The sequence below is a fragment of the Nocardia implantans genome (assembly GCF_035544775.1).
Taxonomy (GTDB): domain Bacteria; phylum Actinomycetota; class Actinomycetes; order Mycobacteriales; family Mycobacteriaceae; genus Nocardia; species Nocardia implantans.
In genome coordinates, this window is sequence record NZ_JAYKYQ010000001.1 from 552,242 (window position 1) to 569,874 (window position 17,633).

At 66.2% G+C, this 17,633-nt stretch carries 1 protein-coding gene (cut by a window edge); it reads right to left on the reverse strand.

Annotation, left to right across the window (positions count from 1 at the left end):
* Positions 1–17,633, reverse strand: the 3' portion of a protein-coding gene (locus U3653_RS02560) for a DUF5005 domain-containing protein (RefSeq protein ID WP_195079603.1). The gene runs 7,969 nt beyond the window's last position; 17,633 of the gene's 25,602 nt are visible here — the last part of the coding sequence; its start codon lies beyond the right edge, outside the window; its stop codon occupies positions 1–3.

The following is a 17,633-nucleotide window of genomic DNA, read 5'->3' on the forward strand; positions in this document are numbered from 1 at the left end:
TCAGGGTCGCCAGGAGCGAAGAATTTCGAGCTCGGCGCGCGGCGGCAGTAGATCGGAGTGCCCGGACAGCTGGCGCATCTGGATCACTGCCTCACTGAATTCGGTCTCGATGAATTCGATCAGTTGCGGGGTGAGTCGGCCCGCAGCGGCCAGCGGCGCCAGTTTGACGGTGTCGTTCATGACCCGCTTGAACTTCTCGACGCGGGCGAATCCGACCATGTCGGGACCGCCGAGTTCGTAGGGCACCTCGATCTCCGGGACGAGATGGCCCAACCTGGCCCAGTCGTAGGCGCTCGGACCGGTGACGACGAGTTCCCAGTCGATCAGCGTTATGTGGAGATCGTCGCTGATGAGGAAGTTCCCCCCGTTCGGGTCGCCGTGCAAGATGTGGTGGCGGGAGTCCCGCATCGATCGAGCCTCATCTCTCAGCGGCTCGAAGGGATTTCCCCGCAGCAGGCCGAACTCGTCGAAGAGGCGCCCGAAGCGGGCGTAGTGCGGTCGATAGAAATTGTCGGTGTACCAATCGATATGGTTCAGGTACCACCCGGCGGTGTCACCCGTCGCCACGCCTGGCGGTGTCAGTCGAGCCAGCAGCGGATGGTTCTCCGGCATCGCGCGCAGCTGCTCGTGGATGTTCGCGAAGGTGCGCAGTATCAGAGCCTGATGTGACCGGATCGTTCGCCGGTCGGCTCGCCGGAACGTCTCGGCGAGATTGTGTCCTCGGGCGAGCCTTTCGATGAGAATCGGCGCCGATTCGTCGACGACGCGCCCGTCCGGCATGCGGCCGTCGAGGACTTTCAGCAGTTGCGGTGCGTTCCGAACGTATTGCGAGATGACAGGCAGGGTTCTGTGCTCGGGTCCGAAACGTGGATCGTAGCTGCCGGTATCCGGTTGGCCGATGCGCAGGACCAGGCCGAGGTCTTCGAGGACGACCGTCGTGTTGTACGTTCCCGACAGCGCATCGCGCAGCACGGGTTGTGCAGCTCGGTACACCGTCAGGCCCTCGTCGTGAGTCATGGTCCATCCGAGGCTGCCCCCGACGGGCCGGTATTCGTGCGCGGGAAGCAGCTGAGACAGATCGCGCACGCTGGTGGGGGTCTCCATCAGCGGAGCGGCTGATCGGCCGGAGGCGTCGGGTGCGGATTCGATATCGGCGCCGTGCCCGACCGTGATCAGCCCTATGGTCTTCGGATCGTCGTTCTGGTCGCGGTGGGGGTTGAGCGTGTACACATTTTCGGTGCCGATCCTGAGCTGACTGGCGGTGGGAAGCCGGTCGCCGGCCGAGCCGGGAACCAGAACGATCTGGTCCACGGCTCGGCTCAGCAGCAGGGTATCTGCGGCCGAGCGCAGCACACCGATACCGTCGCCGTGCCCGATCGCGGTGAACAGCTGGGACCTTCGCGACCAGCTTTCGTCGCTGCCATCCGAAGCCAATTCGCGAGTCGCGTCGTAGGTGAGGAGTTCCCGCGCCACGATGTCCCCGGCTACGGCGCGGGCGTCGACGACGGCGTCCTGTGCCATCGCGCCCGGCTCAGCGGTGCGCGAAGGCGCCCCCGCACCACGCGGTGATCCGGCAGTGAACATGATGGCTACGCGGGTGTCGGCGGGCGCATGCCGCTTCGCTTTCTCGTACTGCAGGCAGGCGTGCACCGACCACTGCGCCAGATCGGTAAGCGGGGTGTCGGCTCCCGCGACGTTGAACGCGATGAACGATGCGGCATCGGCCTCGCCGATCGAGACGACAGCCCGGCCCGTTCCGCCTCGTGTGACGGGGTCATAGGAGACCAGCAGCACCGGTGGCGCGGCGGAGCCGGGGACGGCGAGTCCGTGGGCGCTGCGTCCGATCTCTGCCAGCTGTGTGCGCAGTACGTCGAGCTCACGTCGGCGCTCGGGCGGGAGGCGGGAGGACTCGAGGTCACGGGCGAGCGACAGCCGATTCGCCAGGTCCCGCGCCCGATAAGGGATGCCGCCGACAGCGCCGATGATGTGGGGATACCGCCTCAGCACCGCCAACTGCATCTGCGACACCCAGAAGTCCGTGGCTCCCGCCAGCAGGCTGCCGATCGGAACGCCCCCGCTGATCCATCTTCCGAGCGCGATCCACCATCGCATGTTCCTCCCGACGCTGTCGAAGGTGCTCCGGAAAAGATCGACGGAATCGATGGGGGCCAACAATGACCGAATACCGCCCTCCGGTGCGCCTGCGATCTGTAGCAAGTGCTCCGCGGTTGCGGTGAGGGCACGCTCGTCGTCGGTGATACGCCAGTCCCAAGGCGCATCGACATCCAGACGGTGCCGCGCAAGGGCGTAATCGATACCCGGACTCTGACTACCCAGCCCGTGCAGTGCCCGCATTCCCCAGCGGAGAGATCGGACGATGGAGGACTCGAATGCTTCGTGGAAATAGTCCGAAAGCACATCGTGTATGCGTCGCGCGCGGTTTTCGGGTGATCGGCGGGAGTCCGCGAGGATGATGTCTTCGTACAGTCTGTGTACGTTGTCGGAAGCGTCCCGCAGCGCGTGGCGGGCGGAGCTGTTCGTGAAGCGGGTGCTGGCCTCGGCCAGCAGACTGTCGGCCTGCCTCAGGTAGTCCAGCCCCAAGGCGGAATTGCTGGTGGGTAGGAGGTAGAACGCCGCGTCGAGCAGGTCGGGCACCGCGACGGCGACCGTCGCGGCGAACAGCCGGTCCGAGCCGGTGCGCGCTCGATCGAGCGCAACGGCGTGGACGGGCAGCGACTCGAAGATCGTGGCGTACTTCGGTGAGAAGAGCTCGCTCGATCGCAGCTGGAGCAGCGTATTCATGACATAGGCCCACTCGGTGACCATTCGAGCCATCGTCGGGCTGCGCACTTGGTCCCCCAGGAAGGACTTCACAAGGCGCACATGTTCCGTGTCGAGGGCGTCCCCCGGCCGGAACGAACCTTCCTCGCGCCAAACGCCGTGCCGGTCGGCTTCTTCGATATCGCGTGCTATCTGCGCGATATGCGCTGGGACCGTATGGTGCATGGCAGCCACCGACCAGCGGTGCGCACCGGACGTGCGGATCACCGCGAACGCGGCGTCGAGCACGGCGGTCATGGCTGCATGCAGGTCGGAGACGGTGCGCCGGCTTGCTCGCAGCCACGGCGCGGTAGCGAACAACTCCCGATAGGTGGTAGGCGTGGTGGTGGGAACGCTGTCGCCGAAGCGGCGAGTCGCTTCCGCCACGATCGCGCCCAACAGGCGTGCGGGATTGATCACCTGGTCGGTCAGTGTCGGCGGATCGCCGCGATGAATGGCCGAGATCAGTTCGGTGACCGTGCGGGTGAAGCCGGTCAGCAGCTGGTGGAGGTTGTCGTCGGTGAGACGTGCGGCCCAATCCTTGAGGTCGCTGAATGTGGCATCGACACGGAAGTTCGACAGCGCGGCCCTCGCGATTCGCTCGCTTCGTCCACCACCGAACGCTCCGCCGTCCGGGTCATCCGGATGCGCGGCATGTGCCACCACGCCGTCGGGCAAACCGCGAAAGGGATCGGCCACCGCCGCGGCCGGGCCGAAACCGAGCCCGTCCAGACCGCGGGCACGCTGCGGTGGAAGGTCCAGTGCCGTAGCCGGATCGAATACCACCTGCGGATAGGTGCCCGGGCGGATCTCTTCTGCCCGTTGGGCGATCCTCTGGCCGTGGCCCAGAACTCGCGGATCAGCCGGGGGCGCGGGACGGTTGGCGGTGTGCGGAGTGGCACCGTCGCCTGCGGGTCCAGGCGGAACGAGCAGTTTGCGCTCACCCGAGCTGCTGTGCGCGGCCGGTAGCAAGGCAGCGGCGTTCCGGCAGGCCGCGCAGTTGTCCAGGTGCTCCTTCACCTCGGCGCCGACCCTGCGGCCCAGGCCTCGGAGTGCCCAGGCGCCGAGCCGCTCCGTTGTGGTGCGGCAGGACTCCGGTAGGTAATGGGTCAAGTCGTGGAGCAGTACCCTGCCCGCCGCCACACCTTGACGGCGCAGGTACGGACGGACGACATCGTCCAGGTACCGCACTTCCAGCGGTTTCGTGGCGATCTTGTCGAAGATGGCGATCGTCAGATAGCGGGTGAGCAGGAATTCCGGCGACTGCGGCTCCAGCTCACGGCAGCCGGGGAAGTGCAGGGTCCACAGCGCGTCGTGGTTGAACATCAGCCACAACGCGTATTCCTCCGGCGTGAGCACCGGGTCGCGCCCGGACACCAGCAGTTCGTAGCCTTCCGCGTAACGCCCCGCCACCATGAGGTTGTGGCCCTCCGCGCGCAGCAGTCGTCCGCCGTTGTAGGCCATCTTTCCCTGGCGAATCAGCTTGGTCTGCGGTAGCTCGTCCCCGGAGACCGCCGCCCAGAACCGCCCGAACGGCGTTCTCTCCTCCGCGTTGGCGGGGGACGCCTCCCGTACCTGCGTGTCGTGCCGCATGGTTCGGTTCTTCCCGGCGTCGATCGGCCCACGGCCCGGAATGACCCGGCGTTGCTCGATGGTGGCCGGTCCAGGAGTCGCATTGGGGGCTCCGAGCAGTCGCTCGGCTGCGAGCGTCAACCGGACGGCGGCGTCGACGCCCGCATAGAGTGGCGTGCGCCGCAACGCCCGCCGCCTCATCCAGGCCTTCCGCTCCGCACTTTCGATCCATGCCCGGCCGGACAGCTCTCCTTCCCGAGGCATCGGGAATTCCCAGAAGTAGTGGAAGATCTCCTTCCACGGGCGCAGGCGTTCCATGAGTTCTTCGAGCGACGGATCGGCGGGTATCACGTACGCGGCGGGCACGATCAGGCTGTCGGTGGGGTCGGCTGGCACGATCAGGCCCGCGGGCGATGTGCGGATACCGCCGCTGGTGAAGCCGCGCCCAGCGGGTTGCCCGCCGTTGCCGCCGGTGCGGGATGCGCGGGCGGCCGTCGAATCCGCTGCGGCAAGCGGTCTTACGTCGAATGACGGTCGGGGTTGCCGACCGGGGCGTACGAACGCGTGCGCGTCCGGTCCCACGTTCGGGCCGAAGGCGTGGAGCATGCCGGGGTCGAACCGCTGCCCAGGCGGCGTGGTCTCGACCCGCGGCCGCGCGGTGGCGCCCGGTGCACGGCCCGGTGCCGACCGCACATTCGAATCATCGGCCCCCGCATCGGGTGAGACAACGTCATCGTTTGGCCGTCCCGGTCGATCTGTCTCCGGTCCGGGTGTGCGCCCGGCCGGGTCCGTGCCGGATCCGAAACCGGGATTCAAGCGCACGGTGATGAACCGTGGACGGTACTTCGAGACGTCGCCGATGACGCCCTCGAAGTCCAGGCTGTTCACGTTGTAGCTGACGATCAGCGTGTCTCCGGACCGGAGGTCGGGATGTTCATGCGCGTTGTATGCGTACACGTTCCGGTCGCCGTAGGTTCCGTCGATGCCGGCTTCGGGGGCTCGGTACACCACGGTCGGTGTGGTGAACGGGCCGGTGGGCGCATCCGAGAGATACGCGCGGATCTCCGCGCTGAACGGGACGCTGGTGTCCTGGGTGATCAGCAGGTAACGGTCGCGCCATCGGGTGACGCTGTACTCGTTGGCGACGCCCGACAGGAGGGGCGCGGAATCGCTTTCCTCCGGCGACCAGCCTTCGCCGTCGAAGAACTCCCATGGTGCGCGAAGGTCGTCGCCGAGCACCCTGGCCACGTGCATGTACTTGTCGCCGCCCGAGTCCTTGGTGCCGTAGACGTAGGTGTGGGTGCCGTCGTAGTCCAGCCACGCCGACCACATGACCCCGGTCCGAGATGGCATCGGGGTGAGGTCGATCAGCCCGAGGTTCTCCGCGTCGAATCTGGCGAGCCGGTTCTCCTTCCAGGAGATGCCCCACATGAGATCGTCCGGGTCGGTGTTGACGAACCGAACCAGCATGACGTTGAGGACGTTTCCCGTGACGTATCCGCCGCCGACCCAGAACATCTGCCCCTCCGGCGCCGGCACCACCGCGGTCGGGGCATCTGCCGTCCCGCCATGAACGGTCGACATCCGGCCCCGGTCGTCCACGACGAAGGTGTTCTTCACCATCGGGCTCGTCGCGGGTCTCGACCCGTCGGGGTGCACGGTGCCGAGGAACGTGTCGGAGAACATCCACAGCTGCCTGCCGTCCGGCAAGCGCCGGGAGTACGTGCTGTCCGCACCGGTCCAGCCGCCGCCGGTGTCGCCGTATGTCGCCAGCGCGGCCGTGAGTTCCGTATGGGGGACCGCTTCCAGGATCAGCCCCGTCCCGGATTCGGCCGTATCCGAGAGTCCCGACGCGTTCGCGTCTCGTCGTGCTTGCTCCGGCTGCGAGCGGTCGGCGGACTCGCTCGCCGCACGCCGTTCGGGAGTCAGATGCTTCATCAGCAGCGCATAGAGCACTCGCTGCCCATCGGTCGGCTCTTCTGTCCGCACGACTTCGACGACCGACTCTGCGAGAGCCGCTTCCTCGTCCAAGTACAGATATCGATGCGGAGACTTGTCGTCGTCGCGCTGGGCCGCCCGGCGGCTGAACCGGGAGAATTGAGATCCGAGCCACGGCCCGAAATCCTTCTTATAGCCGTGTTGCCCGCTGGCCTTTCCTTGCAGCCAACGAGTGAGCAACGCGGGAAACACATCATCCAGAATGGCGCTACCGGCATCGGCGACCATGACCGTTGCGAAGCGATACATCGCCTCGTCATGAGTGCGGTGAACACCATATCTGAATCCCGCTACCCGATCCGTTGGGTACTCGTTACGCAGGTACTCTCGGTTGAAGACTATTTCTTTCGGATCCTCGCCCTGCATGGCCCTGATGGACAGGTTCATCGACCGAAAAGTCACTGACCGGATTTCGACGTCGGGGAAAACGTCCCATATGGCGTGCAGTCCTCTGAAGAGCGCACGCACTTTCTTCCCATCGGCATCCGAAAAGTCGGCCCCTATCACCGGGATGCCGCGTTCGGCCGCGAACGTCGCCGCGAGATCCCGCGCGTTCTCGGATCCTCTGCCCCACTGGATCCGCGCGTGCCGGGCGACCTCCGGCAGAGCGGTCTGGAGAAGATCCAGCGACGTCGGATCGCTACGCAGCTGCGCGAACAGCAGCCGATGCAGTGTCCGTGCCGCGTCCGAAGCGTTGCCCCGTCCGTTGACTTCCACCTCCGCGACCGCCGCTCGCGCGGCCTGCCAGACATCGAAACGGCTCGACAGACTACGTCTTCTGAGGTGAATCCGGCTTCGTGGCTCGAAGACGGAATCGCCCAGCTGGCCGCGTAACCAGTCCTCGAAAGCGGTGTCCTGATCGCCGTTGCGATCGGGTCGCGAGCCGAGGTAATGCGAATACAGATAGTCGAAAGCGCGTTCTCGCACGACGCCGACTCCGGCGTCGACCAGGACGGCACCGATCGCACCGACGATCGAGCCATAGAGTTGTTCACCTGCGGACTCGGACGCGGAGCCGAGCAGCCGCGGGTCCACGGTCATCGAATCGATGAAAATCTGGCCGCTCTCGTCACGATGGACCGCCACATGGATGCCTTTACCGCCGCCGACTCTGCCGACCGCGACGACGGCACCGCTGCGTGCGCTCAACTTCCGGTATTCGGTGAACATGTGGTCGATGCCACGAGCCACATCCCGGGCCCGCTCTTGCTCATCGAAGCCGGACAGCTCTACCCGCCACGTCCGCCGCAACCACACGGCGACTTCGACAGCCGTACCACTGCGCAATACCTCCACGCCCGACCGGTCCTGGGGCCCGCCCACCGCGTCTTCCAGGAGTTCAGCGGAACGGTCGGCACCGAGCTCCGCTTCGGATCGGTCGCTGTTGTGCTCGAGCCGCACCGTCTTGCCGTGGTGCAGGTCGCCGCCCGCGCCAACGGGGTCATCCGCGATGATCCGGAGGTCGTCGGGGATGTAGCCCAGCTCTCGAATCCTGACGAACCTGGCCAGAGCTCCCTCGACACTACCGTGGTGCAGACCGGCGTCTTCGAACGCGGCCCGCATGTGGTCGATGTCCACGGCGCGCATAGCGTCCAGAACTTCTGGTTCGAGTGGATGTTGCTCCCCTTGGTGGGCGGCGACGAAGGGGGAATCGATATCGATGTCGAATGGATCGGCGGAAACGGGAAACGACCAAGCGTGGTCGATGGCGAGGAGGTCGCGCTGGACGCCGCGCTTGACGGTGCGCCAGTTGCCCCGGCGGTCCGATTGGCCGATGGTGGCGTCGATAACAGCCACCTGCTGCTGCTGTACGACCGAATACTTGTCGATCGCCTCGCCTGGTGTCGAAACGACGAACTGCTGGATCATCCCTGGCCCCGAGCTGTCTTCCGGGCCGATGACTCCCTCGGTGCGCGCGGTCGCAGGTATCCGCCCGAAACCGACGATCTCACTGAAGCGGTAGGCCGCTACCTCGTTGGCGGTGTAGGTGTCCAGTTCGGGGTTGACGCTTTCGGCCTCCTTATTCGCCCCCGCTTCGGGTTTGTAGATGTTGATTTCACCGTCGCTGGAACGCATTTTGCGGACCACCGAACTGGTGTTCCCCTTGTCGGGGAACTCGACATCGGTGATCAGGCGCCGGGCCGCCATGGTCGCTTCGGCGACGCTGGGTTGGTAAAGGGCGCGCGGTGGTGCGGGGCCGGGCGAACGTGTTGTCGCGGCGGGGTTTTCCGGCCCGGTGCGGTCGGCTCCGGTGTGGGGGTCGGTCGTCGCCGCGGTCGAATCATCGCCTCGGTTCGAGTGTGGTCCAGCTGTCGCGGTGGTCGGTGGTTCCTCGGCGACTTGCGGTTCAGGAGGTTCCCCTGCGGGCGGACCGGCGTCCGGCCGAGTACCGTCGTTCGGCGCGGGTCTGCCGTTCTCGTCGAAGAACATCGCGCGCACGCCAGGCAGTTCCGGTGATCCCAGCGGCAGATGGTGGTTGGCCCGCAGCACGCCTTCGCCCGGATTCCTGACCTCGATTCGGGCCGTGCCGCTTTCGGTAGCGCGACGCACCAGCAAGTAGGAGCGGCCGTCCTCGACTACCAGCGCCGATACTCCGTCACGATGGCTGTCCGGTGAGTGGTCCCAAGCGCGAAGCTGGGTGATGACCTCCCCGACATCGGTGAAATGCCGCAGCTTGTGGCCGGTCGCGGTCTCCAGTACGTCGGCTGCGCTGTCCTGTGGGCGGAGCCCGGCAGGCACCTCGATGTCGGCGCGGCCCGTGACATCCCTGAAGTCGTGCAACAGCAGCAGAACACTGCGGCCTTCCCCGACCACAGCGGCCTGTCGCTTCGCCCACTGTGCCAACGTCGGCGCAGGTGACGAACCATCACGCGTGACTGTCAGCCAATGCAATATCCGCGCGGGATCGGTCAATGTTGAGGAAGATCCCACCGCACCGGCCCTGGCCCCTTCCGGTACTCCCTCGACCGGATTGAACGTTGCTGTCTCGGAATGCGGATCGGACAGCAGCGCGTATGTGGGAAGAAGTGCGAGCCATTCGGTGAATTCGACATCCGCCGGGATCAGCTCCGAATCACGATAGAGCGCATAAGCCGACCGCAACAACGCCATCGCAGGAGCATGGAGCATCCAGTTGCCATCGTCCACGACCACGTGAATGAACTCGTGGTGGATCAACTGGTAGATCAGGTCTTCGGCCGACTCCGCATAACGGTGGTTGGAGACCTGCTCCGCCCACTCCCGCCGTACTTCCGGGTCGGTGAAGATCCTGCGGTTGACCGTGATCGACGTGTAGTGATCCTTCGCATCCGGAGTCGTGGTGCCGAAACTCCGGGTCAGGCCGAACTCCTCGATGTCGTCGAACGTTACGTCCCGTAGGGCGAACCGGCTGCCGTACTCCGCTATCCGGTCGCGCAGCGCGCGGTCGACGGATTCGACGGCTTGCGCCGGGACGACCGAGTCCTCCCATCCCACAATGCGGATGTGGTGGTCGTCGTACAGTTTGCGCACGATGCGGGACTTGGCTGCGAGATCACCTTGCGGCGGCGGCTCGTCGACAGCGCCGTCGGCGTCCGATCGCGGCTCGTCGAAGCGAGCCCAGATCTCGCCCCACTGTTCGACGTCGGACACGGTGGCCGAGTCGAGCAAGGTCCGTACTCCTGCCTCGACCTGAACGTCACTGAACAGCGGAGCGTGCCAGGTGAACAACTCGTCGTCGGGAGATCGTTCGGGACGGTACTGTTCGATTTCCAATGCCATGTACAGCGAACGGGCATCGGCCTGGGTGGACAGCCGCAGCATCAGCTTCGCCTTGATTCCGTGCAGGGCTCGCTCTTCGTCCCACTGCGAGACGCCAGCTCGCTGCAGCGCGCGGGTATAACTCGTCATATACCTGACCGCGTTGAGCCCGGCCGCTCGTACCAGCTCGGCCGCGGCCTCGATCTGGGCCGTATCCCGCCAGTTGTGCTCGCGCAGCATGTCGCCGACCGCTGTCGCCACCGTCTCCACGTCCTCATCTGTCGTCAAGCCATCGGACGCGAAGAACGGCAGGAAATCGAGGTTGAGTTCGGGACCCAGTGGTCCCGCGGTCGTCGGGAGATCGCGTACCGCGGCGGCGGCAGCCTCATCCGGCGAGGGATTGAACAGCAGGTCCGAGTAACGCACCTGGTTCCGCACCACTCCGGCGCTCGGCGGGTTCTGCGGATCGGGCCGGTTACCACGGGCAAAGCCACCGCCGTCGATGTGCGGCTCCGCGAGTCTGTCCGTCCGTTGGTGTCTCGGCACCCGGCCGCCGCGGTCCCAAGGCGCTCCGCGGTCGTCCAAGGGGTTGACGAGGTCGGGAACGTTGCCGATCATGTTCGTGCGGGCGGGCGCCGGGTTGGCCGGAGCATCGTCGGAACGCGGTTGGTCACGGGCAGCTTCGAATGCCGCGATCGCGGCGGCCGCGCGAGGCTCGCGCTCGGGCACAGCGGCGGTATCGGACGTGTGGCTTCGCAGCCAATCCTGTAGTTCCGGTTCGTAACGACGACCTCCACGCCCCCATGGCCCGGGGCCGAACTCGACACGGACCGAATCGTCGTCGTCGGGCGCGGTCGGATTGCCGGACCTGGACAGCTGTGCTGCCTCGGCATCGACCGTCGAAACCCGGACGGTTTCGACCATCGGCCAGGACCGGTACGGCCAGAATGTGAACACTTCGGGAGATCCGTCGACGCCCAAGCGCCCGGTCGCCACTGCCACATGACCGAGTCCATCGAAGAACACCAGGTCGCCGCGGTGCGGCAGTATGGTGTTCGGCCTGTCGGCGTGGTACTCGTGTACGCCGTGCGGCGCGAGGAACAGCAATGACAAATTGCCGTGCTGGCCCACTTCCTCCGCGGTGATCTCCGTGCCGTCCTGCCATTGCATCGCCGTGCCGCTCGCCTGCGGGACGGCAATCGTGTTCCACCACTCGAACCGGATGTACGACTGCAGATAACCACGGTCGAGCACCTGGGCGAGAACGCCACCGTACAGCGGCAACTTGATGCAGTTCATCATGTTGTTCACGGTGACTGCCGGCGGGCGGGAATCAGGCGTGGCCGTGAGCGCCCAGCGGTCGAATCCGTGGAACTCGAGTGGGAGTTTTCCACTGGCCCAGATCGCTTGTCTGCCGAGTAGTTGTGTTTCGATCACGTCCGCGACGATGGATCCCGCTTCGGCGGGGGTGAGATCCTCGGGGTAGGCGATGGTCGGTACCTCGGGGACGGTGAGTTGTCCGGGATCCACAGTTATCGGCGCACCGGCTGCTCGGTGCTTGGCCGCTGCCTGTTCCAGAATCGCGATCAGCGACATTCGGTCGGTGTGACCGACATCTGCGGTCGCCGCCTTGAACTCCTGTAAAGCAGCCGGATCGTCCAGATAACGCCGGTATGCCCCGGAGAGCACGTCGTCCGGGCCGAAAGGCAAGCCTGCGGTCCTCTCCCGCAGGGTATGCCACGCACGCTCGCGCGCCCGCACGGCGGCCTTCCGCAGTTGTTCGGTCAGCCAAGCGGCGGGCACCTGCGCAGCGGGGCCCGACGGCTCGCCCGTATCCGGCGCATCCTCGCCGGCAGGTGTCGTCGCCCGCGGTTTTGCGGATCTGTCTTCGGCGACGGGCAGCTCCGATCCGGCTTTCCCACCTCGGGTGAATCCACCACCGTCTATGTGTGTTTCCGCGATCCGTTCGATCCGCTTGTGCCTGGGCACCGGGCCGCCGCGATCCCAGGGTGCGCCGCGGTCGTCGAAGGGGTTCACCAGGTCGGGAACGTCCCCGATCAGACCTGCAGGCCGGGGGGCAGCGGGTTCGGGCACACCGGTGGTCGAGGCTTCCGGTTGCTTCGCCGGGGCGGGCGGATCTGCGGAATCCAATTCATCGGGCGCCTCCGAAGCGTCTGAGGCGCGCCGGACTGCGATCGCGGTGAGCACCGTGCTGCCACTGACGCGGAATCGCCCGGAAAACAGCGGCGAGGTGGACGCGTCCGATCCGGCGATCACCGGAAGTACTTCGAAGGAGCCGGAATCGGGATGCGCGGGATCCGGGCGGAGGACGACCTCGATTTCGTTGTGGCTCAACTCGGTCTCGGTCAGGCCGGACTGCACGTCTATCGCGTTGTCCTTGGCGGAAGCCAGCACCTGAGTCCAATAGATGCCGGGATGCGCGGAGGATAGTTCCCGCAGGTGCGAACGTTCTCGGTGTCGTGTGATGCTCGGGATCGCGGCTCGGCTGACCGGTTCATGATCCTTGGCATCGAGACCGATGGCGCGGTACATCTGGCCGGGGGCGGCTGCCACAGCCGCATATCTGCCGGTGCCGGCGGTATCACCCACCAAATCCGCAGGCCAGCGTGGTTTTCCGGTGGGCCATGACGGAAGCGGCTCGTTTTGCAGTCCCAGATCACCTAGCAATTGCTCGGCGGCCAGCCGCACCGTCAGCGCCGGGCTCCGTCCGCTGTCGAGGATTTCGGCGGTGTGCACATCGGCGGGCAGCACCTGCCGGAGGATGGGCTGCCCGGTCGGCTCGGTGGTGACCTCTCCGATGCTCCCGTTCGGCGCATGGTGGGACGGACTGTGCTCACGGGCCTCGGTCACGATCCCGCCGTTGTCGACAGTGACTATTCCGAGACGAATGGCCTTCATGACCATCGGTAGCTGTCCGGGGGCCCCCAACTCCGCACCGATTCGAGCGGAATGGCGCTCGACGGTCTCTGGTGTCACCTTCCGTTCCCGCGCGATCTGCTGGGCCGTCTTTCCTTCGGCCAGCAGCTGAAGCAGCTTTCTGTCCTCGTCGGACACAGTGAAAAGAGTCGATTCCTCCGTGCCGGTATCCGTCAGCAGGCCCCAGCGCTTGGCTTCGACCACGGTGGCGATCACGCCCACCGTACCGAGCTTCTTGGCGGCGCTGGCGCGGTAATTGGTGACCGTCTCCGGCCGCAGCCCCAGTCTTTCCGCAATCTCATTGCGCGACAGGCCCTGAAGGGTCATATCCAGCACCTCGACCTCGCGAGGCAGAATCCCGATGTCGCCCATCGGCTTAGCTCGTTTGCGGGGGCCGTCCGCCGGGGATCCGGTCGTCGAACTCACTGCCGCGGCGGACGCCGACGTGGCGTCGATGAGTCCCTCTCGCGGCCCTGGCCCGGCGGCCGGACGGTCCTGCTCCGCGAGCCGCTGCTCGTCCGGTACCTCGGAGATCTCGTGTTGCGGCTCTGCCTCCGTCCTATCGCCGGGTGTGCCCCATTCTCGGCCGTCGTCGGGGTTGTGGTGAAAGGCCAGTGCGGGATCGAGTCCCGGAAGCCCGCGCATGTGGCCGAATGGTCGGCGGCGTTGACGGACCGGCGGCAGGTCGAGCGCCGCGCGCTCGTCGACGATGTCGTGGAAGTTCACTTCCGGGCCGGGGTGCGTGCCATCGCTTCCGCGACCCCCACCGGCCGTAGTTCGTTTCCAAGGCGTAGGGCTGCTGGGTTTGTCCTGCGCGAGCGGTGCGGTACCCGGCCGGGACGACGAAGCGGCGCCGCTCCACGGTGTCTGCCTGCGCTGCTCCCCACGGGATTCCTGGGCCGGCGCGTCTTCGGTCGAAAGCCTACGGCGGTGGGCGTCGAAGATATCCTCGAGAGAAGCTGAGTCCCGAGCCGGGAGGCCCCAGAATCGGCGGGCTATGGCGTAACTCGTCGCGTACTCCGCGATTCTGTGGGGGTCCGGTCGCGGCTGCGAAACCAGTTCCACCGCGCCGTGAACGGCTCGACGGACGTGCAGCAAGCTCGCGTAAATCGGCATATTGGGTGGTCTGAGGCGCGACGGCACGTAATCACCGGCCCCGCGGTGGTTCAGCCACGCCCAATCCAACGCCGGATCCCCGATCAAGGCTCCCGCCCAACCTGTTATCGCCGCGATCCGGCCGCGATCGATCCGGATGTGCTCTCTGCCGAGACTCCCGTGCAGCACCTCGAACCGCGCCGGGATCATGAAGATCGCGCTCTCGAGTACCGCGGCCAACGGGTCTCGGCCGGGGATCTCCAGGTCGGTGAACATCTCGGCCCAACCCGCTTGCCGATATCGCGAGAATTGATCGGTCCACTCATCGGCGAGAAACCGCAGGAATCCCTCTGTGTCCCGATCCTCCGGGAATCCGGGAAGCCACTGTCGCAGCGGTTCCACCGGTACTTCGCCCAGCGCTCGCCGCAGCCCTTCGATACTGCGCAGCACCATGGCGCGCAGCCGATCGAACTGGAAATCGGACACGACGGCGCCCGGCGGCCGCTGCTCGATGAGCGCCGGCGTCGAAGAATCCAGCACCCGGCCATCCGGGAGCCGGACGTCCGTCAGCAGGTGCAGAACCTTGCGGAACCGCTGGACGTGGGGCGGCATCATCTGCCACAGCCGATGCTCCGGAAAGAGCGGTCCGCCATCGGCCGCGGACGCATCCGGGATACGCACGATGAAATCACCGACCGTTGGATTTCCACTGCGGACCGCGGCTTCGAACAGTACGTGGGCCTCGTATCGAGTCATCCGGTATCCCGAGTCGCCACCCATATACCGGTACTGGTCCGCAGGGCCGACGACGCGAAGCGGCGGTGCGACTCCTTCGCGCTGTACGAAGGTCACCCCCTGCCGGTCCGCGGCTTCCAGAACGCGACGCTTGGTCTCCGGTGCGAAACCTCCCGCACCGCGCAGCACCTTCTCGGCAGTACTCTGACTGACCCCTGCCTCGCGGGCGACATCGCTCGTGGTGGCCGTCTGGAGCAGGCCTCGGCTCGTATAACTCTCGCGCAGCTCCGCGGGAACCTTCTGAGCCAGGAATTGGGCCACACGGTACACCCGCATGTAGATCGTCTTCGGCTTGATGCCTTGCGCGGCGGCCATTTCGTTGACAGTCCGTCGTTGTATGAAGAACTGCTCGAATGTGTTCTGGTAGAGCGGATCGAGTCCCCGCACATAAGGCGCCAGCACAGCCGTGTCGTGCCGTTGCGCGGCCCGCGTGAGCATCACCGCCTCGTGGTCGGTGAGCAACACACCACCGGTGAGCAACGTGGCCAAGGCCGGGACGATCTCCTGGTGCAAGGTGGCCTTGAGTCTTCTGGGCGAAGTGTCCAGCGCCTTCGCCGCTTTTCCAGGTGGCGCAGTGCGCAGCAGCAGGAGAGCGGCGATCTCGCGCTGTCGCTCGGGAAGCATGGGGATATGCCGCTCGAGTTCGGCCGGGTCCGCCTCCTGGACGGTCCGCCATTGCTGCTGGCGCTCGGCACTCCGTCCACCCGCGACCACACCGAGTTCTCCGGCGACCACCTCGACCACGCGCTGCGCGGCCCTGCGCTCCAATTTCCGAACCGTTCGTGAGCCCCAAGAGGACGGCATCGATTCGGCGATCTGCGTCGCCGACTTGCCCTGCTCGAACCGCCAGACGAGGACCTTCCGATGGTCGGGCGGCAATTGGCGCACAGCACGCAGTACCGTCGCGCGATCGGCTTTCGCCAGCAGTCCGCCGCGCGGACCCGATGCGGTGTTTCGCGAGCCCACGTACGAGGCCCATATCCCGTCCCGCAGCCGTTCGTATCTTTGCTGCTCGACCAGAACATTCCGCGCGATGACTCCGAGCCACTGCTTGATGTCCTGTCCTTCACGCAGCTGCCCGATCCTCGCGGCAGCACGAGCGAATACCTCGTCGGTCAATCCCTCGGCCGCCGCTCGATCGCCATCCACTCTGGCCGCCATCCACTGGACGATCGGCTCCGCCAAGTCTGCCCGTAGCCGGTCGAACGCGACGCTGTCGCCATTCCGAGCCGCGCGTACCAGCGCAGGCGAGTCGGGCACTCGCCGGCCGGAGTCGTTCGGGGCCGTCGGCGATCCGGTGGTCCGAACGACTGTCCCGTCCGGCGTTCGATCCGGTTCGCCGCCCCGTCCCGGCTTCTTGAACGCCCACGCCTTCGGGTCCACCTTGTCACCGAAGGCGTTCATCATGCCGGGATCGGTCCGCCGCGCGCCGTTGCGATCCGGACGGTGGACATCGAGTGCGTCATCCGGCCGGACCGGACCGTTTGCGGGCGCAGCGGTGGGCGGCTGGGGAATACGGGCGCCGGGTGCCCTGGTCTGTTGCCAAGGTGTCGGGCCCGGTTTGCTCGTCGCACCGGATTCAGCGGCGCTCGGCGGGCGATCCGAGTTGTCCGATGGGCGCTGGCTCGACGGCCCGCGCGGGTTGCCGGAGTAATCGGAGGCCATCGACCAGGGGATGCCTGCCTCGGCCAGGGCTGTCTCCAGTCGGTCGTCCGGCGGCTCCCGATGGAAAACCACATGGTCGATGTCGGCGATCGTGACACCACCGTGGATCTGGGCTTCGATGTAACTGTTGCGAAGGAACCTTTCGCCCGCATAGTCGCGGTCGATGCCTTCGAGTCCGAAATAGGCGAGTTCGCCATGGTGGCTCGGCGTAGCAGCGAATGATTCGGGCTGGGGATCGGTGACGCTGCTCGGAATGGCCTTCACGCCCCATGGACTGCCGACGCTCGCCGTAGTCCTCGACGCGACAGCGGATTTCAGTACGACGTCCACGCCGCCGTACTCGTCTGCCACTTCGCCCTCGTGCTCCCACGAGCCACGGGTCGTACGGACGCGTGCGTACACCGGCCGCGATTCCGCCGCGAGATCGAGCGCGTATCCGAACAGTTCCCGTTCGAGCTCTGCCCTGCGCTCCAACTGCACTCGGCCGATCACGCTTCGGGCCGCGGTCTCGAAGACGGTCTTGAATCTCCGGCTGTCGATGACCTTGTGCAGCGTCATGGCTCTGACCCGAATGACGATGTCGCCACTGAACGCACGCCGCAGCTCCGCTGTCATCAGCGCGCGCAGCTCATCGGCCGTGATTCCCAACTCCTGGGCCAACGCCGCGGCCCTGCGCTCGTTGCCGACGTAACGCTCGGCGTAAGCACGCTCTCCGTCGTCGGGAATGAGTCGTTGCGCCTCGGCTCGCAGTTCCCGCGCCCGCGGATCGCCGGCTTGCTCGGCATCGAGAATCCGCTGCCACAGCTCCATCGCTTCGTCGCTCGGCCTGCGGAACTCCGGCACTCGACTGTCGACAGTCGGCCGGCCGTCCACATCGTGCGTGATTTCGGGCTGCTCGGTCGTCCCAGTCCCAACCCCTCGTGCCGTGACCGGGATAGGGGTGCCGTGGACCGCCCTGAGACCGGCCATGCTGAAATCCGGCCCCGATTCGTCGAACTCGAACCAGGTAGCGG